Source organism: Phyllobacterium sp. CL33Tsu (assembly GCF_900113985.1).
GTDB lineage: Bacteria > Pseudomonadota > Alphaproteobacteria > Rhizobiales > Rhizobiaceae > Phyllobacterium > Phyllobacterium pellucidum.
The window spans coordinates 1321549-1346568 of sequence record NZ_FORJ01000001.1 but is presented as its reverse complement, the minus strand read 5'-3'; the positions used below and the strand labels follow the sequence as shown (position 1 = coordinate 1346568).

25 protein-coding genes, 1 tRNA gene and 1 pseudogene are annotated in these 25020 nt (G+C 60.4%); 11 read left to right on the top strand and 16 right to left on the bottom strand.

What is annotated here, in order from left to right:
• Positions 1-83 precede the first annotated feature (83 nt).
• Positions 84-1439, bottom strand: coding sequence for a 3-phosphoshikimate 1-carboxyvinyltransferase (gene aroA, locus BM074_RS06540; protein ID WP_091920605.1), 1356 nt, complete (start codon positions 1437-1439; stop codon positions 84-86).
• Between the two features lie 234 nt (positions 1440-1673).
• Between aroA and BM074_RS06535 the strand changes: the two genes are divergently transcribed.
• From BM074_RS06535 to BM074_RS06520, 4 genes are all read left to right on the top strand, one after another.
• Positions 1674-2063: a TIGR02300 family protein gene (locus tag BM074_RS06535; RefSeq protein WP_027230833.1), complete on the top strand. Its 390-nt coding sequence runs from the start codon at positions 1674-1676 to the stop codon at positions 2061-2063.
• A 149-nt stretch (positions 2064-2212) separates the two neighbouring features.
• Positions 2213-2288 (top strand) — tRNA-Ala (locus BM074_RS06530).
• Between the two features lie 144 nt (positions 2289-2432).
• Positions 2433-2984 (top strand): hypothetical protein, encoded by a 552-nt coding sequence (locus tag BM074_RS06525; protein ID WP_091920603.1) that lies wholly within the window; start codon positions 2433-2435, stop codon positions 2982-2984.
• A gap of 96 nt (positions 2985-3080) precedes the next feature.
• On the top strand, positions 3081-4337 hold the full coding sequence (locus BM074_RS06520; RefSeq protein WP_091920601.1) for an acyltransferase family protein: 1257 nt from the start codon (positions 3081-3083) through the stop codon (positions 4335-4337).
• Here the strand turns inward: BM074_RS06520 and BM074_RS06515 are convergent.
• A complete protein-coding gene (locus BM074_RS06515) occupies positions 4274-5038 on the bottom strand; it encodes an NIPSNAP family protein (RefSeq protein ID WP_091920599.1) in 765 nt (254 codons plus the stop codon). The genes BM074_RS06520 and BM074_RS06515 overlap by 64 nt on opposite strands.
• Before the next feature lie 96 nt (positions 5039-5134).
• Here BM074_RS06515 and BM074_RS06510 point away from each other — a divergent pair, with 96 nt between their 5' ends.
• Positions 5135-5812 (top strand): TetR/AcrR family transcriptional regulator, encoded by a 678-nt coding sequence (locus BM074_RS06510; protein WP_244532742.1) that lies wholly within the window; start codon positions 5135-5137, stop codon positions 5810-5812.
• Here the strand turns inward: BM074_RS06510 and BM074_RS06505 are convergent.
• A pseudogene (locus tag BM074_RS06505) lies at positions 5809-6703 on the bottom strand (LysR family transcriptional regulator). The gene BM074_RS06510 and the pseudogene BM074_RS06505 sit on opposite strands and share 4 nt — an antisense overlap.
• A 127-nt stretch (positions 6704-6830) precedes the next feature.
• Here BM074_RS06505 and BM074_RS06500 point away from each other — a divergent pair.
• Positions 6831-7571, top strand: coding sequence for an SDR family oxidoreductase (locus BM074_RS06500; RefSeq protein WP_091920597.1), 741 nt, complete (start codon positions 6831-6833; stop codon positions 7569-7571).
• Positions 7572-7631: 60 nt separating this feature from the next.
• Here the strand turns inward: BM074_RS06500 and BM074_RS06495 are convergent, their stop codons facing one another.
• Positions 7632-9557 (bottom strand): peptidoglycan L,D-endopeptidase MepK, encoded by a 1926-nt coding sequence (locus BM074_RS06495; RefSeq protein WP_244532741.1) that lies wholly within the window; start codon positions 9555-9557, stop codon positions 7632-7634.
• 311 nt (positions 9558-9868) lie between these two features.
• Between BM074_RS06495 and BM074_RS06490 the strand changes: the two genes are divergently transcribed.
• Positions 9869-10834, top strand: a complete 966-nt coding sequence (locus BM074_RS06490) for a DMT family transporter (RefSeq protein ID WP_091920595.1) — start codon at positions 9869-9871, stop codon at positions 10832-10834.
• A 9-nt stretch (positions 10835-10843) separates the two neighbouring features.
• Here BM074_RS06490 and BM074_RS06485 read toward each other — a convergent pair whose 3' ends face one another.
• The 4 genes from BM074_RS06485 to BM074_RS06470 all read right to left on the bottom strand — a co-directional run bounded on the left by BM074_RS06485 (position 10844) and on the right by BM074_RS06470 (position 12417).
• Positions 10844-11317, bottom strand: coding sequence for an SRPBCC family protein (locus BM074_RS06485; RefSeq protein WP_091920593.1), 474 nt, complete (start codon positions 11315-11317; stop codon positions 10844-10846).
• A gap of 4 nt (positions 11318-11321) precedes the next feature.
• A complete protein-coding gene (locus BM074_RS06480; protein WP_027230823.1) occupies positions 11322-11654 on the bottom strand; it encodes an ArsR/SmtB family transcription factor in 333 nt (110 codons plus the stop codon).
• 84 nt (positions 11655-11738) lie between these two features.
• Positions 11739-11933 carry an eL24 family ribosomal protein gene (locus BM074_RS06475; protein ID WP_036813545.1) on the bottom strand — a complete coding sequence of 65 codons (195 nt, stop codon included), beginning with the start codon at positions 11931-11933 and terminating at the stop codon, positions 11739-11741.
• A complete protein-coding gene (locus BM074_RS06470; protein ID WP_091920591.1) occupies positions 11926-12417 on the bottom strand; it encodes an OsmC family protein in 492 nt (163 codons plus the stop codon). Before BM074_RS06470 ends, BM074_RS06475 begins: the two co-directional genes overlap by 8 nt.
• 104 nt (positions 12418-12521) lie before the next feature.
• Here BM074_RS06470 and BM074_RS06465 point away from each other — a divergent pair, with 104 nt between their 5' ends.
• Positions 12522-13304: an SDR family oxidoreductase gene (locus tag BM074_RS06465; protein ID WP_091920589.1), complete on the top strand. Its 783-nt coding sequence runs from the start codon at positions 12522-12524 to the stop codon at positions 13302-13304.
• Here BM074_RS06465 and BM074_RS06460 read toward each other — a convergent pair whose 3' ends face one another.
• Both BM074_RS06460 and BM074_RS06455 read right to left on the bottom strand, forming a co-directional pair.
• Positions 13305-13991, bottom strand: a complete 687-nt coding sequence (locus BM074_RS06460) for a response regulator (protein WP_091920587.1) — start codon at positions 13989-13991, stop codon at positions 13305-13307. It lies immediately after the preceding gene.
• Entirely contained in the window at positions 13988-16666 is a 2679-nt protein-coding gene (locus BM074_RS06455; protein WP_091921516.1) for a sensor histidine kinase, read from the bottom strand. The genes BM074_RS06460 and BM074_RS06455 overlap by 4 nt, the downstream gene beginning before the upstream one ends.
• A gap of 180 nt (positions 16667-16846) precedes the next feature.
• Between BM074_RS06455 and BM074_RS06450 the strand changes: the two genes are divergently transcribed.
• Positions 16847-17140, top strand: coding sequence for a Dabb family protein (locus tag BM074_RS06450; RefSeq protein ID WP_091920576.1), 294 nt, complete (start codon positions 16847-16849; stop codon positions 17138-17140).
• A 7-nt stretch (positions 17141-17147) separates the two neighbouring features.
• Here the strand turns inward: BM074_RS06450 and cueR are convergent, their stop codons facing one another.
• The 4 genes from cueR to BM074_RS06430 all read right to left on the bottom strand — a co-directional run bounded on the left by cueR (position 17148) and on the right by BM074_RS06430 (position 21679).
• Positions 17148-17537, bottom strand: a complete 390-nt coding sequence (gene cueR, locus BM074_RS06445) for a Cu(I)-responsive transcriptional regulator (protein WP_027230816.1) — start codon at positions 17535-17537, stop codon at positions 17148-17150.
• Positions 17538-17544: 7 nt separating this feature from the next.
• Positions 17545-20046 carry a heavy metal translocating P-type ATPase gene (locus BM074_RS06440; RefSeq protein ID WP_091920574.1) on the bottom strand — a complete coding sequence of 834 codons (2502 nt, stop codon included), beginning with the start codon at positions 20044-20046 and terminating at the stop codon, positions 17545-17547.
• A 138-nt stretch (positions 20047-20184) separates the two neighbouring features.
• On the bottom strand, positions 20185-21084 hold the full coding sequence (locus BM074_RS06435) for a methylated-DNA--[protein]-cysteine S-methyltransferase (RefSeq protein WP_091920572.1): 900 nt from the start codon (positions 21082-21084) through the stop codon (positions 20185-20187).
• A gap of 88 nt (positions 21085-21172) precedes the next feature.
• Positions 21173-21679: a DUF2244 domain-containing protein gene (locus BM074_RS06430; protein WP_175492314.1), complete on the bottom strand. Its 507-nt coding sequence runs from the start codon at positions 21677-21679 to the stop codon at positions 21173-21175.
• Here BM074_RS06430 and nth point away from each other — a divergent pair.
• Positions 21678-22460 carry an endonuclease III gene (gene nth / locus BM074_RS06425; protein ID WP_027230812.1) on the top strand — a complete coding sequence of 261 codons (783 nt, stop codon included), beginning with the start codon at positions 21678-21680 and terminating at the stop codon, positions 22458-22460. The two genes, BM074_RS06430 and nth, sit on opposite strands and share 2 nt — an antisense overlap.
• Here nth and BM074_RS06420 read toward each other — a convergent pair.
• The gene (locus BM074_RS06420) at positions 22453-23169 is read right to left on the bottom strand and encodes a sulfate transporter family protein (RefSeq protein ID WP_091920570.1); all 717 of its coding nucleotides are present in this window, start codon (positions 23167-23169) and stop codon (positions 22453-22455) included. The genes nth and BM074_RS06420 overlap by 8 nt on opposite strands.
• Positions 23170-23323: 154 nt before the next feature.
• Between BM074_RS06420 and BM074_RS06415 the strand changes: the two genes are divergently transcribed.
• Complete coding sequence (locus BM074_RS06415) at positions 23324-24316, top strand: adenosine kinase (RefSeq protein ID WP_091920569.1); 993 nt, start codon at positions 23324-23326, stop codon at positions 24314-24316.
• Here BM074_RS06415 and BM074_RS06410 read toward each other — a convergent pair.
• Positions 24276-24956, bottom strand: a complete 681-nt coding sequence (locus tag BM074_RS06410; RefSeq protein ID WP_091920567.1) for a trimeric intracellular cation channel family protein — start codon at positions 24954-24956, stop codon at positions 24276-24278. The genes BM074_RS06415 and BM074_RS06410 overlap by 41 nt on opposite strands.
• Positions 24957-25020 lie beyond the last annotated feature (64 nt).

The following is a 25020-nucleotide window of genomic DNA, read 5'->3' as shown; positions in this document are numbered from 1 at the left end:
CCCGAGGCGCTCCCAGTCTGGCGCACGGCATGCTGATAGTCCTGCGGATTGTTCAGATGCAATCATGCGCAATCGGAACCGATCTAGCCTTGCGCGCCGTCTTCGGAAATCTCCGCGCCCATTCTGGTCATCATCTCCATGAACTCCGGGAAGCTCGTCGCGATCATCGTCGCGTCGTCGACAGTCACCGGCTTTTCGGCGGCAAGCCCCATGACGAGGAAGCTCATGGCGATCCGGTGGTCGAGATGCGTCTCGACGGTACCGCCGCCAAGGCCCTTGCCGTCCGGACGGCCGCGCACATTGAGGCTTTCCGGACCTTCCGTGCAATCGACCCCATTGGCTTTCAGCCCGTTGGCGACAGCCGAGAGACGATCCGATTCCTTGACGCGCAGTTCATCGAGTCCGTGCATGAGCGTCTCGCCCATGGCAAAGCTCGCTGCGACCGCGAGGACGGGATATTCGTCGATCATCGAGGGCGCACGTTCCGGCGGCACGCTGACGCCCTTGAGTTCGGACGAGCGCACGCGCAGGTCGGCGACGTCTTCGCCGCCGGCAAGACGCGCGTTGAGAACCTCGATATTTGCGCCCATTTCCTGCAATGTCAGGATGAGGCCGGTGCGCGTCGGGTTCATCAGCACGTTGCGAATGGTAATGTCGGAGCCGGGGACGAGCAGCGCCGCGACCAGCGGGAAAGCCGTCGAGGACGGATCGCCGGGCACGTCGATTACCTGTCCGGTAAGCTTGCCCTGGCCCTCGATACGAATATGGCGGACGCCGTCCTTGTCCGTCTCGACCGAAAGATTGGCGCCGAAACCCTGTAGCATCTTCTCGGTGTGATCGCGCGTCATTACCGGCTCGACCACGGTCGTTATGCCCGGAGTGTTGAGGCCGGCGAGAAGCACGGCTGATTTGACCTGCGCTGACGCCATCGGCACGCGATATGTGATCGGGGCCGCCGCCTTGGGACCGCGCAACGTTAACGGCAGGCGGTCGCCATCCGCGGCCGAGACCTGCACGCCCATTTCTCGCAAGGGATTGAGCACGCGGCCCATCGGGCGTTTCGAGAGCGAGGCGTCGCCGATGAACTTCGTCTCCATCGCATAGGTGCCGACGAGGCCCATGGTCAGGCGTGCGCCGGTTCCGGCATTGCCGAAGTCAAGCGGGGCCTCCGGCTCGAGAAGGCAGCCATTGCCCGTACCCTGAATGATCCACACATCTCCGTCCTTGGCGATCTTCGCGCCCATGGCCTGCATGGCGCGACCGGTGTTGATCACGTCTTCGCCTTCGAGCAGGCCGGTAATACGGGTTTCGCCGGAGGCAAGGCCGCCAAACATGAAGGAGCGATGCGAGATCGACTTGTCGCCGGGGATGCGGATATCGCCCGAAAGGGCCTTCGAGCGACGGGCGGTAGCGGGGCGGGGCAATGAAGTGTGGGACATGGAGCAATCACAATGAAAAGGGCTGGCAGGGTGCGGCCGCGTTGGTAACACAGCTTGAAGATGCGGTCATCTCGCAAATGCATTCGCGTGTGCGGGCTTTTTTCACTTTGACAAATACGCTGAATTGCGTTTATGGGACCAGAAATCCATTTTTGATGAGCGCTTGCATGCACGGTCGGGTTTAGGACCTGAATGTTGACCGGATGCGGGCGCAGCCAGAACGCGAGGCAAAACGTGGCAAATCCCAAACTTGGCACCAAGCGAATTGACCCGGAGACCGGGCAGAAGTTCTACGATCTGAACCGCGATCCGATTGTTTCGCCGTATACGGGCAAGAGCTACCCGCTCAGCTACTTCGATTCGACCGCGGCCGCCGCGCGCGAAGAGGAAGAAGAGGTCGAAACCGAAGAACTCGACGTTGCGCTCGAGAAGCCGGAATTCGTTTCGCTCGAGGATGCGGATGCCGACAGCGGCGAGGATGTTCCGGACCTCGGCGATGATGTCGATGTCGAGGTGGAAGATTCCGACGACGACGATACGTTCCTTGCCGAAGACGAGGAAGACGAGGACGACGACGTCACCGATATCCTCGGCGGCGGCATTGGCGACGACGACGAGAATTGATTTCAAATAATCCTGTTCGTCGAAAATAACCGGCGAACAGGACTTGATCTTCCCGGCGGCGGGAGATAAGTACCCGCCCGGGCAAGGCGCCAGACCTTGCCGAACAGTTTGCCGGTTTACCCGGCGCGGCCTTTCCGGCCGATTGGAATGGGGCCATAGCTCAGCTGGGAGAGCGCTTGCATGGCATGCAAGAGGTCAGCGGTTCGATCCCGCTTGGCTCCACCAAATTTCATAAAACAATCCGATCTCTTTTGGAAATCTCACATCGGAGCACCCGAGCCCAGTTTGGTGTGCCAATGCGATTTGTTAAGAATGCCAGTTTACAACAGGGCGAGTTCTTTCTCCTGAGAAAAACCGCGATCTGTATTTATGACCGACTTCGGCAGGATTGTAACCGTTCTCTCAATGGTCCTGGGGCTGGGGGTGACACGCCTTCTGCTTGGCTTGGTCACTGTGTTCCGCATCCGGCGCGAAAGTCCACATGACTGGGTGTCGCTCGCATGGGCGGCAATCCTGTTCACTATCCAACTTCAATACTGGTGGGCCATTACCCTGCTGCCATCTGTGAAGCCAACGTTTTCTTTCCCAGATTTTATCTTCCTTGTTCTCCTCACTCTGATGCTCTTCCTATCGGCAGCGCTTATGCTGCCGAGCAGAAGTGAGGATGAAAAAAACGGGCTGCGCGCCTATTTTGAACATGACGGGCGATACGCTCTCCTATCGCTGACTGGTTTCCTCCTGCTCGCTTTCCTCGTGAATATTTTCTTTTTCAAATCGTCGCCTTTGTCTGCATGGGCTTTGACGGACGTTCCAATGATTGTACTGCCCGTCGCAACCTTCTTCGCCAGGTCGCGCAAGGTATACGCAGCGCTGACAATTGCGTATTTGCCGCTTGTGGCCTGGGACGTTTATATATCGTGATCGCTTTACGAGTAGATGTGCCGCCCGCACGGGCGTTGCATCGCTCCGGTTTATGTGCGAATGGCGGGTAAATTCTCCATCGTGGGCCGCTCCTGAATGACCGTTTATGCCATTTGGCCATCATTCGTCGCTATTGGCTTGGTCATGCTGCTCGCTTGCCTGCCGGTCTTCGATCGAGCGGGATTCGGTCCAGCCAGGGGTCGGCGCATCGATGCGGTGGATGGGCTGCGGGGATTTCTGGCACTTGCCGTCGTGCTCCACCATTCCATCATTTACTATGAGTTCATGCGCAATGGCGCCTGGGCAGTGCCACCGTCGCGCTTCTACACCCTGGCCGGACAATTGGGTGTTGCCTATTTTTTCGTGATCACGGGCTATCTGTTCTGGGGCAAGATCGTCAGGGCGAGGGGATCGCTTGATTTTGCCAGTCTCATGCTAGGCCGCCTGTTCAGGTTGGGCCCGGTCTACCTGCTTGTCGCCTCGATCGCCATGGCCATCATGTTCGTCAGGTCCGGCGCGCGGCTGAACGTGCCAGCGCCGCAGTTTTTCATGGAACTCGTCCAAAACCTGTCCCTTGGTATCTTTCCGCTTGTCGAGATAAATGGTGCCCCGGGCATAGGCACCCTGACGGCCGGGGTCACATGGACCTTGCAATATGAATGGCTTTTCTATTTCGCGCTGCCGTTCCTTGCAATTTTTGCGCGGCGTGATCGCCTGCACCTGCCCTTCGCGGTGCTCGCAACGATGCTGGCGCTGATTTTTGCCTTGATCTCGCCGGACCGCCAGTTTGCACTCTATTCGCTCTTTGGCTTCGGTATGGTGTGCGCATCGCTTGAAGATGAAAGTTTGGTGCTGCGACTGCATCCCGCGTTTGCGTCGATCGGCATTGCCGCGATACTCGCAGTCATAGGAATGAATTATGAAACATCCTATCGCCCGGATGTGTCTGTCTTAATCGGAGCGTCCTTCTACTTGATGTTAAGCGGCGGCACGCTTTTCGGGCTGCTGGTCGCGCGGCCTTCGATCCGGCTCGGAGAAATCAGTTATTGCATTTATCTGATGCAGGGCCTCGCGCTGTTTTCAATCTTCGCCATTCCGCCGTTGCGTGCATTCGCTCTGGCCGCCGACGCATACTATTTGATCATGATATGCGTGGTCATGGTTGTGCTGGTTCTCGCGGCGCTGGCGGCGCACGTTCTGGTCGAGCGGCCTGGCATCGAACTCGGTCGCAGAATTCAGCGCAGGGAACGCGACTCGGTCGCCGCAGCTGGTGAGCGCCAGCCGCAGGTTCAGCGCAACGCGGAGCGGCCCGTCGGCGAAAGCCTTGCTACGATGGAATCCGCGATCAAATAGCTTTCCAGCGCCTCCTGCACGCGCTGCCATGCAGTGTCGTTTGTCAGTCGTCTGTTGAAATCGGCATGGGCGGCAAGATTGTCGAAGCGCGAAAAGACCACGAAAACATTTTCTCCGAGCCGCACGGGAAGCCGAGAAAAAGTGTTTTTACTGTGCTCCGAAGTCAAAATTGCGATGCGTATATCGCCCATCCGGTCCAGAATCGGCTGCAGTTCATTGCGGTGAAATGAGAGAAACGCGTTTTCGGCGGGTTCCTTCAGTCTATATGTCAATGCCTGATAGATTGCCGGGGAGGGCTGCTCGCAGCCATGCCCGGGTCGGGCATCTGGAAACCTGAAGCCTCCCGAATCGCCTGCGGGATGCAGGAGAAACACATCATCGGAATCGAGCATGGTCGCGTTGGCAGCGTCGCGATGTCTTGTCCAGACGGGCCCGTCATAGAATGCTGTCAGCGCAGCATGCCGTTCTCGCATACCGGAAAATCCCCTTAGCCAGACAAATGCAATAGGATCGTCGAGATCACGGAACTGGCCAATGACACGCATGCCGCAGGCTTCCTGGGTTTCAATGAATTCAGCATCGAAGAGTGTGATCAGTTCGTCGCGTCGCCCTGGATACAACCTGTAGCGGCGTAGCTCCATGATCGGGCTTTGCGCCGGCTCGCCGTCCGTAGGATGGGCGGTTTCAACAGCCGTGAACATTCATCCTCCAAAACAAACAGGGCGTCCTGTTTTAATAAAAGACCGGTTGTCCTGTTTTGTCAATCTCGTTATCCTTGATGGAAAGGAGAACTGATCGTGGCCGAGAACGAACTGAAAACGCGCGGTGTGGCGCCGTCGAGCGAAAAGCATCGCCGCGGAGCCCCGGCCGGGGCTGCTGCAGGCAAGCCGAAGCGCACCAATAATCCGCAGGCAATGCGGGCTCGCATCCTTGATGTTGGCGCGGACCTTTTCCAACGGCACGGCTACAATGCAACGAGCGTGCATGACGTCGTGCGGGCAGCGGGCACCACCGGAGGCGCGCTGCACCATCATTTTGCGACAAAGAAGTCGCTTGGCCTTGCCGTCATCGCCGAGCGGGTGGCGCCGGAAGTCGAGGCGACCGCCATCCAGCCGGTTTCAAATGCATCATCGGCCGCGTCGGGGATACGTGCGGTGTTCAACGGTGTTGCTGATACGCTCGAGCATAACCGGGCAGTGACCGGTTGCCCGCTGAACAACCTCGCGCTCGAACTATCCTTGGCCGATTCGGACTTTCGCGAAGCGGTCAACGCCGTCTTCGATCGTTGGCGCGCCGCGCTTTCCTTCCGCTTGCACGCTGATCATCCGGAAATGGACGAAGCACGCGCGCACGACCTCGCCACGCTCGTGGTTGCCAGCTATTCGGGGGCGATGGCGATGGCCAAGACCAGCCAGAGCGCGGCGCCGCTGCGCGCCTGCGCAACCCAACTCGAGACCTTGCTGCGCAGAACCTAGAGCGGCGCCCTGGCGAATATTTCGGTCAGCCAGTCGGCGAAGACGCGCACGCGCGATGAAAGCTGGCGGTTCTGCGGATAGAGCACCGAAACGATCATTGGCGGTGGCGGGCTACCGGGGAGAACGACGCGCAGGCTTCCTTCAGCAAGTTCATTCGCGATACGATAACGTGGCACCTGGATGAGCCCGAGGCCGGCAATTGCGGATGCGGCATAAATATCCGCGCCCGTCACCGAAACGGGTCCCGGCAAGTTCACCAGTCTGAGACCTGTATGCGTGGCGAATTCCAGCGGAAACGGCTTGCCCGTACCGCTTGAAACATAATTGACGGCCAGATGTCCGGCGAGGTCATCCAAGCTCCTTGGCTCGCCATGCCGGGCAAGGTAAGCCGGGCTCGCACAGGTTACCTGCTGCATTTCGGCAATCTTGCGTCCGACCATGGTGGAATCCTGGAGTTCGCCGGCGCGCAGGACGCAGTCGACCCCCTCCTGAACGAGATCGACAAGCCGGTCGCCTTCGCCGATGCTGAGTTCCAGGGCGGCGTAACGATTGAGGAAATCGGGCAGTGCCGGTATCACGAAATGTCGAGCCAGCGTGCCTTGCAAGTTTACCCGCAAAAGACCCTTCGGCGCCGAGTCGCGGAACGATGCTTCCGCTTCCTCCATGTCGGCGAGAAGGCGCAGGCAACGGTCGTAATAGGCTTCGCCGTCGAGTGTCGGGTTGACCTGGCGCGTCGTGCGGTCGAGCAGGCGCGTACCCAGGCGCTCTTCAAGGCGCTGTATGGCGTTGGTCACCGTCGCGCGCGGAATGTGAAGATCGTCGGGCCGCATTGGTGAAACTGCGCCGCTCGACGATGCGTACGAAAATCTGCATATCGCGAAAGCGATCCATGCCCGCGCCTACTCTCGTTCAATTGTTATAGATTATCGAATAGTCCTGCCAATTATTTGCTAATTATGCAGAAAGCGATTTGCGGCATAGTGGAGCAAATGTCAACGTGACAGAGGAGTTCCATCGAATGGCACAGACCGATAAACGGATTGCAATCATCACGGGCGCAGCGCGCGGTATTGGTGCGGCGGTTGCAGAGCGGCTCGCAAATGACGGTTTTGCCGTCGTCATCAATTATGCGAACAGCGCCAGGGAAGCCGAGGCGCTTGCGGCAAAGTTCAGCAAGGCCGGCCAAAGGGCGATCGCCGTGCAGGCGGATGTTGCCAAGGCTGAGGAAGTGCGCCGCATGTTCGATCTTGTCGAGGCGGAACTCGGCAAGGTCAGCGTTCTCGTCAACAATGCCGGCATCATGAAAGTTCAGCCGCTTGTTGCAACCAGCGACGCGGTTTTCGAACAGCAGTTTGCCACGAATGTTCAGGGCACATTCAACACGATGCGCGAGGCTGCCGGCAGGATGGGCGATGGCGGCCGCATCATCAACTTTTCAACTTCGGTGGTCGGGACCAACCTTCCTGGTTACGCCGTCTATGCCGGTACCAAGGCGGCGGTCGAAACATTCACCCGCATCTTCGCCAAGGAACTGCGCGGCCGCAACATAACGGTTAATGCCGTTGCACCGGGGCCGGTTGCGACCGATCTCTTCCTTGCAGGCAAGAGCGATGAACTTGTCCAGCAGCTCAGCAAGGCTGCGCCCATGGAGCGGCTTGGACAGCCGGATGATATCGCCCGCATCGTCTCGTTTCTCGCGGGTCCCGATGGCGGCTGGATCAATGGACAGGTCGTGCGCGCCAATGGCGGGCTGGTCTGAGCCCAAACAAAAACGGCGGCTGTGAAGGCCACCGTTGCTCATCACGGATTTTTGCAGCCGTTACATGCCGCTGATCGGCTGGAAGCGCGCAATCTGCATGAAGGTCACGGCCTTGCCGGTAAACTTGTTGGCGTCAGCAACAGGCAGTGCTTGCTGGAAGCCGGCGGTATAGACCGTCGTCGGCGCCTTGCGCATCGAGCTGTTGCGCAGAACCGCCGGCACCACCTCTGGCGCTGTGGCGGCGACCTGTTCGGAGGATAACGCCCTATCCGATAGGTCGGAGGACACCTGGATTGCCTTTGCCGTCTGCCCCTGCGCCGCCTGGCGGTGCGGCTTGGCCTTCTTGCTGGTGGTCTTCACGCCGCTGTCGAGCATGGCGACCGGGTCGCCCTTGGCTTCGAGCATTGTGCGACGGAGGGACGTCTGTGGTTGAACTGCCGCCATTTGAACATTCTGCTGCGGCTGCAACCGTCCGCCTGTGGTGCCGCTCGTCGTGGGCATCGGCGCGACGAGGTCTGCGGAATCGTCGTCATGGTCGACATCCGCCTGAGCAATGATGGCCTCCGGGCTAAGACTGTCATCGGGAACGGCAATGACGTCTTGTTCTGCGGCGGCAGGGGCAGGTGCTGCGGCCACGACTGGGCGTTGGCCGGGGACGACCGAAGCAACCTTCATGTCTGGCTGCTTCGGCTTGTCGAAGGGCACGGGAACGAGGGCGTTGGCCATGGCCGGTTGGGACTGATCGGAGGCCTCGGCGGGCTGCTCGATATTTGCTGCGATGAGTTCGCGGATCGCGCTGGCGCTGTCGTCGGGTCGCGTCTCGGGCACGGCGACCGCGGCAGTGTTCTGTGCGAGCGCATTAAGTGTCGAAGGATCGCCCGGCGCGGGTGTCGGCGCGTAGTCTGGACGGCGCAGCGGTACCGGCACTGCAAAGGCGAGAGCGGCATTGTCTTCGGGCGTTATGGCGACGGGCGCCGGTGCTTCCTGGCGCGGCGCGGCCAAAGGCTGCGGAACCCGGGCGGGTAGCTCCGGGGCAGCCGGTGTTGCGGTTGCCGCAGGCGCTGCCGCCGGTTGCGGCTGTGCCGCCACTACCGGAGCCGCACCGCCATCGTCCGCGTCCTCGCCTGCCGGAGCCTGGGCAACGGCGCGCGAGGGTTTGGCCGTAGAAGCGACCGCGACAGAGCTCTCGCTCGAATCCTCTTCCTCGTCCGCACCGCCGCCAAAGAGCAGGCCGAACAGGGTCTTGCCTTTCCGGCTGGAGCCCGATGACGAGCTTGCAATCTGTATCGAGCTGCCGTTGCGACGGCGGGCTTCATAGGCGGCGACCGCCTGTTCATAGCCGGGCAGCGGCCGTCCGTCGGATGGAACATGGATCGTCTTGCCGTCCGGGAAGACCGCGAGAAGTTCCTTGCGGCTCATGCGCGGCCAGTGGCGGACATTGCCGACGTCGGTGTGAATGAAGGGCGATCCCGAACGAGGATAATAACCGACGCCGCCAGCCTCGTAGCGCAGGGCAGTGGCACGCAGGGTCGCAAGCTTCACGCCGGGCAGGTACCAGTCCATGGCTTTGCCGAGCATGTGCTGGCTCTTGCGGGCGACACCGCGCGTACGTGAGCGCAGCATGGAATTGGTCGCCGGTGAGCGGTAGGCCGAAACAACGTGGATATAATCGCGCCCGCCGACCCTGTCATAGACCTGCCAGACGAGATCGAACAGGCGGGGGTCCATCTTCGTCGGTTCGTTGCGGCGCCAATCGCGCAGGAAACGGTTCAACTTGTTGAGGCCGTCCTGCTGATAACGGCCGTTCCGCTTGAAGGTTATTTCGGCGCGTTCATTGGTGTGGACGAAATAGAGCCGCAAGGTGCGGGTCTCGGCAAAGGCCTCGGCGGAGGAAAACAGCATCGACAGGAAAAGGACAAAGGGTCCAAACCAGCGGCCGCTGATCGGGAAAACTGTCTTCGATAGGCCGGTTTTTGCTTCACTCACGCTAGACAATATCGTTCCAATCCTGACCGTTTTCCAAAGCACCGAATAGCTGGACTATCCGATTTATTGGTTAATGACCACTTTATTGATGCACACGAGCATCCGATTTGAATGTTTATGAACGCTTCCCCAGACAAGCTGTCTTCCCTAAAAGGACAAATTCAAGTCGAGATTATGGCTGACATTGCAAATGGTTGGGCTAAATCTGCTTATTTTTGCGCCACATGTGGGCTTTTGGTTGTTTGGGCTGGATTGGCCAAGAAAAATAGCGCAAACCAGCCGGACTAAAAATCTCCCCAGGATAGAACCGAATGTCCGCTCCATCGGATACCCATATTCACGCATCCGCATCGCCTGCAGCCCGCAACGGCGTCGTTTTGATGCTGCTTGGCATGCTTATGTTTTCCCTCAACGATGTGATGGGCAAATGGCTGGTGTCGACCTATTCGGTGGGGCAGGTGGTTTTCATCCGCAGCGTCGCCGCGCTCATCATCCTGGCGCCGTTCATATGGTTCAACGGTCCGGAGAAACTGTTTCAGGTCGATCGCCCGCGCCTGCAGCTGCTGCGCGCGGTTCTCTCGACCGTGGAGGTATTCGCCTTCTATTTCGCCGTGGTCTACCTGCCGCTTGCCGATGTAATGACCTACTGGCTCGCGGCGCCCATCTATGTGGCCGCGGTCTCGCCCTTCATCCTGAAGGAGCCCGTCGGCTGGCGTCGCTGGAGCGCTATCATCATTGGCTTTGTCGGCGTGGTCATCGCGCTCGAACCGTCGTCTCAGGCTTTGACACCGCAGGCGATTATCTCGATTTTAGGCAGCGTGGCGTTTGCCTTCATGCTGCTGCTTGGCCGGTCCTTGCGCGGGACACCTGATACGACGCTGGTTTTCTGGCAGATCGTCGGTGCCGGCGCGGCGGGGCTCGTCGCCATCGTGTTCGACTGGAAGCCGGTCAGCGTGCGCGATCTGCTGCTCCTCGGCCTTCTCGGCGTCGTCGCCATGCTCGCCCATGTCCTTGTCAACCGTGCTCTCAAGCTAGCGGACGCGGCAACCGTAGCGCCGCTGCAGTATACGTTGCTGTTCTGGGCAATTGTCTTCGGCTGGCTGGTGTTCGGTGACGTACCGCGCATGTCGATGTTGATCGGGTCGGGCTTCATCGTGGCTTCCGGCCTCTTCATCTTCTTCCGCGAACAACAGCTGAAGCGTCAGGGGCGGATCAAAACGCTCAATCAGACAGTGGTTGCCGGATCGGGCGATGGCGCCGGACCCGGCAACGGTTAGTGATTTCGCTCAGGCGTTTGCTGGCACGGCTTCAAGGGATGCGCCGAGTGCGTCGAGCAGCGAGCCCATCCCACCCCGACGCACGGCCGGATCGTCGAACTCGTCGAGGAAGGCGCCCTGTTCAGTCAGGACCAGCCGCGTTCCGGTGCCTTCCGGCTTCAGTTCGAGCGTTGCCAGCGATACGGAGATGCGCTTGCCGTCGAGATGCATCTCGTATGTGTAGATAATGCGCTGGTCAGGCACGATATCCTGGTAAATTGCATCGAAGCGGTGCTGCGGTCCTTCCTTGGGGCCGCCAATGCTGACTTCGCGTCCGCCGACCCTGAAATCTATCTGGTGCTGTGCCGGCCCCCATTCCTCGGGGCCCTTGAACCATTTTGCCTTCGCTTGCGGGTCGCTCAATGCGAAGAACACCCGGGCGGGCGCAGCCGGATAGCTGCGCTCGAGAGTAAAAGTATCATGCGTCACGGATCGCTTGGTCATGCTTTTATCCCTTTGTTTGATCGGCGAGGAAATCGCCGAGCCTGTCGAGGCGCAGTTCCCACGTCCTGCGCCGATCCATCATCCAGTCCTCGGCCGTCTGCAGTGCCACCCAGTCGACACGGCAGGTGCGCACGCGCCCGACCTTCTCAGATCGCACCAGCCCGCTCGCTTCGAGAACCTGCAAATGCTGCACCACGGCCGGCAGCGACATTGTGAGGGGCTTGGCGAGTTCGCTGACCGAGGCTGGTCCCTTGCTCAACCGCTCGATCATGCTGCGCCGGGACGGATCCGCGAGCGCCTGAAACATGAGATCGAGCTTGTCCTGTTTGTTAAGCATATACTTAAGTATCGCAACATCGGCAGGCTGTCAATCGGCGAGTGGCGGAAATCACTCGGGGGTGTTGTTAAAGCAAGTCCGGTTCTAAGGATTCGCGTGCGCTACGCGCGCCAGGGCCGCTTCGAAATGGTTGACCGCCTTTTCGAACTTGTCGCGGCAGCCGGGGTTGCAAAAGCCAACGACCGCGCCCTTGTAGAGCGTGAGGCTATCCTCCTTGATGGGATCGCCCGACCAGGGACAATTCCTGTTGACCGCGTCGCTAATCCTCAGTTCATGCATCGTCTTGTTCCTCCCTGGCGCCTTTAACGGCTTCGACCACGACGTGCGTGAGCACGGAATTGGCGATGAAGCATTGTTCGTGGGCTTCGTGATGGATGCCGGCTTCGGTGTGGCGATCTGGGGCCGCGCCAACGTAGGTTATGCCCGGTTTCAACGTAACCCGGCTCACATAAAGCCGTCCGCCTTCATTCTTGGCAAGTTCGCCCTCGGCAGCGTCACGATACTGGCGGACGACAAAGCCTTTCTTCGCTGCAATGGAAAGAAAGAACAGCATGTGGCAACTCGCCAGCGATGCAACGAAGGCTTCTTCGGGGTCGACATTCGCGGGCTCGGAGAAGGGAAGGCGGACAATGTGGGGCGACGACGAAGCGGGAATTTCGGCGCCGCCATCGAACTGCCAGACATGGGCACGGCTATACTTGTTATCGGTGAAGGGTTCGCTGCCCTGCTTTTCCCAAAGGACTGTCGCGCCGAAAGTGGTCATTGCTGCATTTCCCGGATCTGCCGCTGATTTGATCAACCAGAGCTTGTCAAAGCGGCCAAGAATTGTCGATAACCAGTGCCCGGAAAAGAATCGGCGAGGATGAGATGGATCTTGGTATCAAGGGCAGACGCGCTATCGTCTGTGCGAGTTCGAAGGGGCTGGGGCGCGGCGTAGCAGAAAAGCTTGCTGAGGCGGGTGTCGATCTGACTTTGAATGCGCGCACCGAGTCGACCCTCAAGGCGACTGCGGATGCGATAGCGGGCAAGTACGGCGTCAAGGTTCAGATCGTGGCGGAAGATGTCACTACGGAGTCCGGACGGCAAGCCTTGCTTCAGGCGGAACCGCAGCCTGACATCCTTATCAACAATGCCGGCGGTCCGCCTCCCGGCGTCTGGTCCGACTGGGGCGAAGAAGAGTGGCTGAAGGCGATCAACAACAACATGCTGACGCCGATCCTGCTCATGAAGGCGATTTTGCCGGGTATGATCGAGCGCAAATGGGGGCGTGTGGTCAACATTACCTCGGGTTCCGTCAAGTCACCGATCGCACAGCTCGGGCTTTCCAACGCCGCACGCAGCGGCCTTACCGGCTTTGTCGCGGGAACGTCACGTCAGGTCGCGCGCCATGGCGTCATCATCAACAACCTCCTGCCCGGATCGCATGACACCGACCGAACCAAGGGTTTCATCGAACGCTCCGCCAAGGAAAAGGGCATATCGATCGAGGAAGCGCGGAAAGAGGCCTATGCCGATAATCCCGCAGGACGCTATGGCACGGCTGAGGAATTCGGCGCGGCTGCGGCATTCCTCTGCAGCCAGTATTCCGGCTTCATCGTCGGCCAGAATCTTTTGCTTGACGGCGGCGCCTTCAATTCAACGCTCGGTTGATCACTCGGAGATGAAGCGGTAGCCGACGCCGGGCTCGGTGCGAATGAACTGCGGGTTGTTCGCATCGTCCTCGATCTTTGCCCGCAACTGCCCGACGAACACACGCAAATATTGCAGATCCTCGACGTGGGCCGCTCCCCAGACAGAAGCGAGCAGCTGGCGATGGGTCACGACCATGCCCGCATGGAGCACAAGGTGAACCAGCAACTGGTACTCCTTGCGCGTCAGGTGCACTTCCTGATCGTTGCGCGTCACGATGCGCTTTGCGGTATCCACGACGAGACCATTCACCTCGAAGCGCGAGGGAACGCTCGCCCCCGCCACCTGACGGCGCAGGCTGGTGCGGATGCGTGCCAAAAGTTCGCCGATGCCGAAGGGCTTTTCCACATAGTCATTGGCGCCGAGATCGAGCGCGGCAATCTTTTCCGCCTCGCGGTCGCGTGCCGAAAGCACAATGATCGGAACATCGGAAAATGCGCGCACAGTCGCGATGACGTCCTTGCCGTCCTTGTCCGGCAGGCCAAGGTCGAGGATGACGAGGTCCGGCGCGCTCGTTGCGACCAGGCGCTCCGCCTCGCCGCCGGTCGCCGCCTGAATGACCTCGTAACCCGACGCCGTCAGTGCCGGATGCAGGAACCGCTGTATTTGCGGCTCATCGTCGACAACGAGGATGCGATGCTGGTTCATTCCTGCGCTCCCGCTGGATTGACGACGGGCAGGCGGATGATGAATCTGGTGCCACGCTTGCGCACGGCAGGGCTTTCCGCCTTGATCGTCCCGCCCATCGACTCGACGAAGCCGCGCGCGATCGAAAGCCCGAGGCCGGTTCCGGGTGCGCGGCCATCGCCCTTGGTACGGCGATAGAACTTGTCGAAAATCTTGTCGAGATCCTTGGGCGGAATACCCTTGCCCTGGTCGGTGACGCTGATGGCCACCGCGCTGTCGTCCTGGCGCGCATAGATGGTAACCGGGCCGTCGCCGGCATATTTCGCTGCATTGTCGAGGAGATTGAACAGGACCTGCCCGAGCATTGCGGCGTCACCTTTGACCATCGGCAGGTCGGGGGCGACGCTGATATCGACGACAATATCGGGCTTGAGCTTCTTAATGCGCTCGATCGAGGCGGTGATGACCTCCGACGCATCGACCGGCGCGTTCCTGATCTTCAGGGTGCCGGCCTCGATACGGGTCATGTCGAAGAGATTGGCGACGAAACGTGTAAGGCGTCCGGCCTCTTCCTCAATCGAAAGCAGAAGATCATCCCGGCTCTCCTGCTTTATGCGATCGCCGAGCTGGCGCAGGGTCGTGATCGCACCGGTGATCGAGGCAAGTGGCGTCTTGAGGTCATGGGAAAGCGATGAAAACAGCGCCGTATGCAGCTGTTCGCTCTCCTGCAGGGCGGTCGTCTTCGCGTTTTCCTTTACAAGTTGTGCGCGATCGATGGCAATGGCCGCCTGATCGAGGATCGCTGTCAGCATGCGGTCGTCCTCCTCGGTCAGAACGTCGCGGTCGTCCATTTCGAGACCAATAACGCCTGCAACGCCATGCGAGGTGAGGATGGGCAGGAATTCCCACCCGATCTGCGGCAAGGTTGCGGTGTCATGGCCAGCCCGCTCGTTCTTCTCAAAAGCCCAGCGCGCTGCGGTCATGTCGGTGCCATCGAGGTTTGAATCCGGCGGCCAGGCCGCCTGCACGCTCAATTCGCCCTCGTCCGGAAGCAGGATGGCAGCGCCGGTCCCGAAGGTCGCGTGCAAGTGGGTCGCCGTCGAGAAAAGCACGTCATCCAGTCGCGCCGTACCCGAGAGCTTGCGCGAAAATTCGTAAAGTGCCTGCGTGTTCTTCGCCTGTTGGCGAGAGCGGCCCACCTGTTCGCGCAAACGCCCGGTGAGGTCGCCGATCATCAGCGCGACGGCGAGGAATATGATCAGCGACAGCAGCTGGTGCGGCTTGGCGATGCTGAGATCGTGTATCGGTTCGAGAAAGAAGAAATTATAGAAGACAAAGGCAAGGCCAGCCGCGATCACGGCCGAAAGACGCCCGCAGATCATGCCGGAAAGGATGACGGCAACAAGGAATACCATCGACAGATTCTGCGGATGCACGACATTGCTGGCCGTCAGGCCGAGCAGTGTCGTCGCACCCGTCGTTGCCACGGGCACGCCAATGGCGAGGGCGAGTTCCAGCGGTGAACGCTTGCGCAGTCTGGGCGGCGCATAGGAAACGTCCTGTTCTTCGCCGGTGACGATATGAACGCCGACATCGGTAAAGCGTTTGATGATTTCATCGGGGAGGGACCGGCGGAACGGATTGGCGAGCCGCCTTGGCTTGGGCCGGCCAACGACGATCTGCGTGACGTTCTCACGTCGGGCAATGCGGAAGATCTCCTCGACGAAGTCGTCGGCGATGACGCGCCGTGTTTCTGCGCCGAGACGTTCGGCAAGATCGAGCAGGGCATCGATGCGCTTGCCGGTATCGCCGCCGAGATCACTGGTCTGCGTCATCGAAACGACAAGCCAGCGCGCATTGAGACCGGAAGCGAGACGACTGGCGGTGCGCACAACCTTGTCGGATAGACTGTCTGGACCGACACAGACGAGGAGGCGCTCGCCCGTCGCCCACGGACCTTCGATCGCCTGCTGGCGCAGGATATCGATCATCTGATCGTCGACGCGATCGGCAGTACGCCGCAACGCAAGCTCGCGCAGGGCAGTGAGGTTTGCAGGCTTGAAGAAGCCTTCGGCCGCCCGCTCCGCATTGCCGGGGAGATAAATCTTGCCCTCTCTCAGGCGTTCGATCAGTTCCGCCGGGGGCAGGTCGACGAGAAGGACATCGTCGGCGCGTTTCAACACCGTGTCGGGGACAATCTCCCGCACAGTAACGCCGGTGATGCTGGATACGATGTCGGATACGCTTTCGAGATGCTGGACGTTCATGGCTGTCCAGACGTCAATGCCGAGCCAGAGCAGTTCCTCGACATCCTGATGACGCTTGGGGTGGCGGCTGCCGGGAACGTTGGTATGGGCGAGCTCATCGACAATAAGCACTTTCGGCTTGCGCGCGATGGCTGCATCGATGTCGAACTCCTCGAGGAGCCGCTCGCGATAGGTCACTTCCTTGCGCGGGATAACGTCCAGCCCCTTGAGCAATTCGGCGGTCTCGGCGCGTCCGTGGGTTTCGGCAATGCCGACGACGATATCCTCGCCCTCTTCCTTGAGGCGGCGGGCGCGCTGCAACATGGCGTAGGTTTTGCCGACACCGGGTGCCGCGCCAAGAAACACCGTGAGCTTGCCACGCGTTTCGCGCGTCGCAAGTTGCAGAAGTCTGTCGGGATCGGGTCTGTTTTTTTGACCGTAATCGGCCATGGATGCCTCAAGCTGTTTTATGCGGCCCATACTCAAATCTCAGGGACAGGCCAGAACGTTTACCCCAGCTTTGTCGGAAAAGCCAAGGCGTGGATCGGCGGGGCTGCGACAGCACATCTATTGACGCAACCGGCCGAGTGTGGAAAGTCCCGCGCAAACTATGCAGCAGGAAGCCTAGCCGTGATCCGTCATATTGTGTTTTTCAGTGCCCGGAACAAGGAAGACGTGGGAGCAATTGTCGAGGGCTTGAAGCGCCTCGGCGAAATTCCGCATTCGCAGGTGTTCGAAGTGATGCAGAACACGAAGACGGATCCGATCTCCGGTGAGATCGATGTCGTGGTCTATGGCGAGTTCAAGGATTCCGAAGCGCTGGCGGCTTACAAGGCGCATCCGATCTATAGCGAGACGACGGCCGTGGTCCGGCCGATGCGCGAACTGCGCATTTCCGCCGATGTTGTTTCGACGCTTGTCTGACCTTCCGTCAGTTCCTTCCTGAAATCGTCTCGAGGATCGGGCAGTCAGGCCGCTGGTCGCCGTGACAATGAGCGACCAGATGTTGCAGCGTGTGCTGCAACTCGCGTAGTTCCAGAATCTTGCGTTCGATCTCGCCGAGTTTCGATTGCGCGATTGCCTTTACGTCGGCGCTGGCGCGCTCCTTGTCCTCATAGAGCGCAAGGAGCTGTCGACATTCCTCGACGGAAAATCCAAGGCCGCGCGAGCGCTGCAGGAAGCGCAGCTTGTGCACGTCGGACATGGAATAGTCGCGATAGCCATTTTCCGCGCGCCCGGGCTTCAGCAAGCCGATATCCTCGTAATAACGGATCGTCTTGGGCGGCAGGCCGGATTTGTCGGAAGCGGTTCCGATATTCATGGCAACCTCACAGTTTGACGGTGCGCAGGCGCAGCGCGTTGGCAATGACCGAAACCGACGAAAGGCTCATTGCTGCGGCGGCAAGCATCGGCGAAAGCAGAAGGCCGAAGACCGGATAGAGCACGCCCGCGGCGACCGGCACGCCGAGCACGTTGTAGATGAAGGCGAAGAAGAGGTTCTGCTTGATATTGCGAAGCGTCGCCTCGGCCAAATGACGCGCACGGACAATGCCGTTGAGGTCGCCCTTGACGAGGGTTATGCCCGCGCTTTCCATGGCGACGTCCGCGCCCGTACCCATGGCGATGCCGACATCGGCTGCGGCGAGGGCCGGCGCGTCGTTGATGCCATCGCCAGCCATCGCAACCCTGGCGCCGCCATGACGCAGTTCATCCACCAGCGCCTTCTTGCTCTCGGGCAGCATATCGGCGCGCACCTCATCGATGCCAAGCTGCGAAGCCACGGCCCGAGCGGTCACGGCGTTGTCGCCTGTCGCCATGATGATCTTCAGACCCGCAGCGTGCAGCAGGCGGATCGCCTCAGCGCTCGTCGCCTTGATCGGATCGGCAACGGCAACAATGCCGGCGGCCTTGCCGTCAACGGCGATGAACAGTGCGCTCTTGCCTGCGGCGCGCAACGCGTCGGCGCGCTCCTGAAGCGGCAGAACATCGGCGCCGACATCCTGCATCATGGCGCGGTTGCCGAGCGCGACGGTGCGCCCGCCGACAATACCGGTAACGCCCTTGCCGGTCACGGCTTCGAAACCGGTTGCGTCGGGGACTGTAAGACCGCGATCCCTGGCGCCATCGACGATGGCTTCGGCCAGCGGATGCTCAGAACCTTTTTCGAGGCCTGCGGCGAGTGCCAGGAGTTCGCCGTCATTGAAAGGCGGCTGCGCGATGAGATCGGTCAACCGTGGCTTGCCTTCGGTCAGCGTGCCGGTCTTGTCGACGATCAGCGTATCGACGCGGGCAAAGCGTTCGAGCGCTTCAGCATCCTTGATGAGAACGCCTGCATGGGCGCCACGTCCCGTTGCCGTCATGATCGACATCGGCGTTGCCAGACCAAGCGCGCAGGGGCAGGCAACGATGAGCACCGAGACCGCGGCGACAAGGCCGTGGATCATGCTCGGCTCGGGGCCGAGAAGCGCCCAAGCGGCGAATGCCAGCATGGCGACGAGGACGACGGTTGGAACGAAATAACTCGCAACGCGATCGGCGAGGCCCTGTATCGGCGCGCGCGAACGCTGCGCCGCCGCGACCATGCCGACGATCTGCGACAGCACCGTATCCGCGCCGACCTTCTTGGCCTCGATGAGCAGCGTACCGTTGCGATTAAGCGTCCCACCCGTGACCTGGTCATGCTCGGCTTTCTCGACTGGCAGCGATTCGCCGGTAATCATGGATTCGTCGATCGAGGTGCGCCCCTCGAGCACGATGCCGTCCACAGGAATGCTTTCGCCAGGACGAACACGTAGCTTGTCGCCCACTGCGACCTCGTCGAGCGGAACATCCATCTCTGCGGCGTCCGCACCGACACGCCGTGCCGTCTTCGGCGCAAGGTCGAGCAGGGCGCGAATTGCCGAGCCGGTCCGTTCGCGCGCCTTGAGCTCCAGCACCTGGCCGAGAAAGACGAGGGCAACGATCACCGCGGCGGCTTCAAAATAGACCGGAACCATGCCGCCATGGCCACGGAAGGAATGCGGGAAAATATCCGGAAACAGCGTCGCGACGACACTGAACGCGTAGGCCGCGCCAACGCCGATGGCGATGAGCGTCCACATGTTAGGGCTTCGATTGACGAATGAGGCAAAGGCGCGCTCGAAAAAGGGGATAGCCGCCCAGACGACGACCGGCGTCGCCAGCGCAAACTCGATCCATACGGCGAGGCGCTCGCCAAGCCAGTCGCGGAACGGGAGACCGAGCATCGGCCCCATGGTGATGACAAGCAGCGGCACCGAACAGACAGCGCTTATCCAGAAGCGGCGGGTGAAATCGACGAGCTCCGGATTGGGGCCTTCGTCGCCGGTCGGTATGCCCATAGGTTCGAGGGCCATGCCGCAGATCGGGCAGGCGCCGGGACCGTCCCGAACGACCTCGGGGTGCATCGGGCACGTATATTGCGTTCCGGCTGGCATAGGCTTCGGCAGGGGGCGGCCGCCGAGATAATCCTCCGGGGCTTTCTCGAACTTCGCCATGCAGCCCGCCGAACAGAAGTAGTATTTCTCGCCTTCGTGGCGAAGGAAATGCTTGGCGCTCGCCCGGTCGACCTTCATGCCGCATACCGGATCCGTTGCCTCGATATAGGCTTCCGGATCCTTGACGAACTTCGCCTCGCAGCCGGCCGAACAGAAATGGAAAACGCGCCCGCCATGTTCGGTAGTTGGCTTGCCCGCGTCAGGATCCACCACCATGCCGCATACCGGATCGCGAACGACCTCGGCCGATACGGATTCATGCCCGCCGCAGCAACTATGGCCGTGGTGCTGGTGGTTCGCGTGTTCGTGCTTCATGGTCCTGCTTTCCGTCTTCAAGTAAGTAATGCAGGAAAGGTAATCTTTCCAGTGACTGGAAGGTCAAGGGGCCATGTTGCGATAAGGTGCAACGCAAAAGCCCGGCACGCGGCCGGGCTTTCTGGGAGAAGACGGTTCTCAGCCTGCCTGGCTGTGCGGCGCATCCTGTGCGAGCTGCCCTGCCTCCCAGCCGAGAATAGCGCGCTTGCGGGTGAGGCCCCAATGATATCCGGTCAAGGCTCCCGACTTTCCGACAGCCCGGTGGCAGGGAACAACGAAGGAGACAGGGTTGGCGCCGATCGCCGCACCGACGGCGCGCGAGGCGTTGGGCGAGCCGATGTCAGCGGCGATATCAGAGTAGGCGACGCATTTGCCCATCGGAATCTTGAGCAGCGCTTCCCAGACTCGCAGCTGAAAATCGGTGCCGATCGTCACGACTTTCAATGGCCGGTCGGCGCGCCATTCCGCCGGATTGAAAATCCGCCCGGCATAGGGGGCTGTGGCGGCCAGATCCTCGACGTAGGTGGCGTTTGGCCAGCGCGAGGACATGTCGGCGAGCGCTTCTCGCTCCTTGCCGGCGTCCGCAAAGGCGAGGCCGGCAAGACCGCGATCCGTCACCATGATGAGCGCCAGCCCGAACGGCGAAATGAGAAAGCCATATCGGATCGTCAGGCCTGCGCCGCGGCTCTTATAGTCTCCCGGCGACATGCCTTCATGGGTAACGAAGAGATCGTGCAGCCGGCCAGGGCCCGAAAGTCCGGTCTCATAGGCGGTTTCGAGCAGCGGCATGCCCTCGTCAAGCAGCCGGCGCGCATGATCGATCGTTACCGCCTGCAGGAAACCCTTCGGTGAGAGGCCGGCCCAGCGCGTAAAGAGCTTCTGCAGCGCAGTCGGCGAAAGTCCGGTGTCGCGCGCCAGAGTTTCAAGCGAAGGCTGGTCGCGATAATCCTTGCTGATGCGTTCGATGATGTGGCTGACGATGGCATAGTCGTCGCCGGTCGGAGTGATGTCTTTTTGAAGTATGGCGTGCGGTTTCATGAGCTTTTACCTCTTGTGTTGAGGATATATGACCACGCACCCGCCTTCGCCGCCACCCGATTCTTGACGGCCGAACCGGTCGGAAAGATTAGCGTCCCTTCGCCGTCGCAAGCGCTGTCTGAAAGGCCGAGGCAAAGCTTTCGCGGTCGTCGGGATTGAGGAACGAGCCGATGATGACGGCCTTGCCCTGTCCCTCGACGCGCATCGAGGTAATGCCGATCTCGGCATGACGGGCAATGCTGAACCGGGTCCAGTAAGGGTTGAATTCGTGCTGCCTTGCCCGTCCCGAAGGCGCGACCTGACGGATATGCAGGGCAACGCGCGAAATGCTGACTTCTTCGTGTGCTTTCGCTGCAGCGTAGTTCATGCGAAACGCCACGTAGACGATGACGACGTCCAGCCCGAAAAAGCCGAATACTGGCCAGGCGCCGATCGACAGAAAGAAAAGGCCGGTCATAAAACTGCTGACCCCAAGCGTTCCCATAAGAACAAGAAATCCGAAACGGCCAAGCGATCGATGTGGCACAAGAAGCGCACGGAAGATTTCTTCTTCGTTCATCGCGGCCGGGTCAATCGGGTTTGTTGTTTGGCTCATGGGGCTCAAGTATAGAGGGGTCATGGAAAATCCCAAGCCGAAAATCGATCAGAACGCTGTGACCGCCAGGCCCGCCAAGGAAGAGCGGCGTGTGCCGGGGACGCGCTACACGGCGGCGGAGATCCACGAGATATTTCGCCGGTTTTCGATCCAGCGGCCGGAGCCAAAGGGGGAACTCGAACACGTCAATCCGTTCACCCTGCTTGTCGCCGTGGCACTTTCGGCGCAGGCAACCGATGTCGGCGTCAACAAGGCGACGCGCGCGCTCTTCAAGGTTGCCGACACGCCCGAAAAGATGGTGGCCCTAGGGGTAGAGAGGCTTGGCGAATATATCCGAACGATCGGGCTGTGGCGCAACAAGGCCAAGAATGTCGTCGCGCTATCGCAAGCACTGGTCGAAAAATTTGGCAGCGTCGTTCCCGACGATCGTGACGAACTGGTCAAGCTGCCGGGGGTTGGGCGCAAGACTGCCAATGTCGTCCTCAGCATGGCGTTCGGCCAGGCTACGATGGCGGTGGACACGCACATCTTCCGCATCGGCAACCGCCTTGGCCTTGCGCCCGGCAAGACCCCGGACGAGGTGGAGGCGAAGCTGATGAAAATCATTCCGTCGGAATATCTCTATCATGCGCATCACTGGTTGATCCTGCACGGCCGATATGTGTGCAAGGCGCGTAGGCCGGAATGTTCGGCCTGTGTCATCGCCGATATCTGCAAGGCAGCGGAAAAGACCTCGGAAATCCCGGCGCCGCTGGTGCCGCTGCCGCCGCAGGCTATCTGACGGCTACAGGCCGTGCCGCACTGGCGACGGCTTTGTGGAGGTGCACCATGAGCGCTGCGGCAAAGAGCGGCGTCAGGAGGTTGAGCAATGGCACGGCCATAAATGCGGCGATGACAAGGCCCGCGAGGAAGACCGTACCGGCATTCTGCGCCCGCAAGGCCTTTGCCTCGGCTTCGGATCGAAAACGCATCGCGGCGAACTCGAAGAACTCGCGGCCCAGCAGATAGCCATTGACGATGAAGAATGCGATCAGGTTGACGCCGGGGATGAGCAACATCAGCAGCGCGGCAACATTGCCGAGAATGACGACGCCAAAGAAGCGGATCGAAAGGACCATCGAGCGCATGGCAGGCAGCGGCTTTCCGGCCGGGTCGCCAGGGTAGTCTTCCTTTTCGACGACCTCCGCAACATCGTCAAGAAAAAGCCCGGCTACGATGGCGGTAACTGGAGCAATCAGCAACGCCAGTCCCAATGCGAGCCCGATGCTGGCAAAGAGGCCGGCGATGAAGCCGATCCAGCCCGTCCAGGATGGCAAATCCGGCATCATTCCTTCGAAAAAAGGGAGCGCGAGCCATTCGAAGATTTCGCGCAGCCCAAACCATGCGCCGACGAGCAGCAGCAATGTCAGCCCCAGCGATTTCCACAGGACAGCGCGAAATTCCGGACGGAAGAGGTGACTGGCGGCGGCGCGGGCGCTTTCGACGATCATCGGGCATTTTGCTCCATGGCGTAGGTTCCCGACATAAGTGCAACTGACCCTTCGGACAAGGTGTTCGCCCAAGTGGGGGGTGGTCAATTCTGTCGCGACGGGGTAGAGCAGGCAAAACAACGCCAACAGGTTTGCGATCTATCCCGGAGTTTCCATGTCCACTTATGACGTGCTTTGCATAGGCAACGCCATTGTCGATATCATTGCCCGCACCGATGACGATTTCATCATCAAGAACGGCATTATCAAAAATGCAATGAACCTGATCGACGCCGATCGGGCCGAGTTCCTCTACGAGCGCATGGGTCCCGCGATCGAGGCGTCGGGCGGCAGCGCCGGCAATACCGCGGCGGGGGTTGCCAGCCTTGGCGGACGCGCCGCCTATTTCGGCAAGGTAGCGGACGATCAGCTTGGCCACGTTTTTACCCATGATATCCGTTCGCAAGGAGTGGCCTTCGACACGCGTGTGCTGGCTTCACCGCCACCCACCGCGCGCTCGATGATTTTCGTGACGCCCGATGGCGAGCGCTCGATGAACACCTATCTCGGCGCCTGCATCGAGCTCGGGCCGGAGGATGTCGAGAGTTCCAAGGTTTCCCAGGCCAAGGTCACCTATTTCGAGGGCTATCTCTGGGATCCGCCGCGCGCCAAGGAAGCCATCCGCCTGTCGGCAAAGATCGCTCATGAGCACAAGCGCGAAGTCTCGATGACCCTCTCGGATCCGTTTTGCGTCGATCGCTACCGCGAGGAGTTTCTTGATCTGATGCGCTCCGGCACGGTCGACATCGTTTTTGCCAACGAGGCGGAAATGAAATCGCTGTACCAGACGGACAATTTTGAAGAAGGCCTTGAGCTGATCCGCAGGGATTGCAAGCTCGCTGCCGTCACCCGTTCGGAAAAAGGTTCTGTGGTCGTTGCCGGCGACGAGACTGTCGCCGTTCCCGCCATCGAGATCGAGGAACTGGTCGATACCACAGGCGCGGGCGATCTTTATGCTGCGGGTTTCCTTTTCGGTTACACCAACGGCCGCTCGCTGACCGATTGCGCCCGCCTTGGCTCGCTGACGGCGGGGCTTGTCATCCAGCAGATCGGTCCGCGTCCGCAGATCAATCTGAAGGCCGCGGCGGAGCGGGCGGGGCTGCTCTGATCAAGCCTTCCCGCTCAAGCTCGTCCGCACTGCGGCCGGGCTTGTGATAGGTCGGCAGATACCAGCCGAAATAGAGCGCGCCGCCTCGGACCGTGAAGGCGGCAAGCGCCGCGACGAGCGCGGAAATCTCCGTCCCGACGGCAAACCGGTGCAGCACGATATAGACAAGTGAGCCGGCGAGCGCCGCCGTGACATAAATTTCGCGGCGCATCACCACTGATGGCTCCCCCGAAATGATATCACGCAGGATACCGCCGAATGTCGCCGTCATGATCCCGGTCACCACCGCAATGGTCGAGTCGAAGCCGAGTGCAAGGCTCTTTGCCGCGCCCATCACGCTATAGGCGGCAAGCCCGACCGCATCGAGCCAGAGGAGAACGCGATAGCGTGATTCAAGCAGATTGGCGGTGAAATAGACAAGGATTGCCGCTGCGGCGCAGACAAGTAGGCTCATCGGATCCTTCACCCAGAAGACGGGAACGCCGAGGATGAGGTCGCGCAACGTCCCGCCGCCGATCCCGGTGACCGCGGCGAGAAAGATGAAAGCCATGATGTCGAGCTGGCGCCGCGAGGCCGCCAGAGCTCCCGTCGCGGCGAAAAGGAAAATTCCGGCATAGTTGAACAGCTGAATCATGGTCACCGGCAGTTTCCCCTCGCCGTTATTTTGTCCCACGATAGAGCATGACCGGAAAATGAAAAGAGCC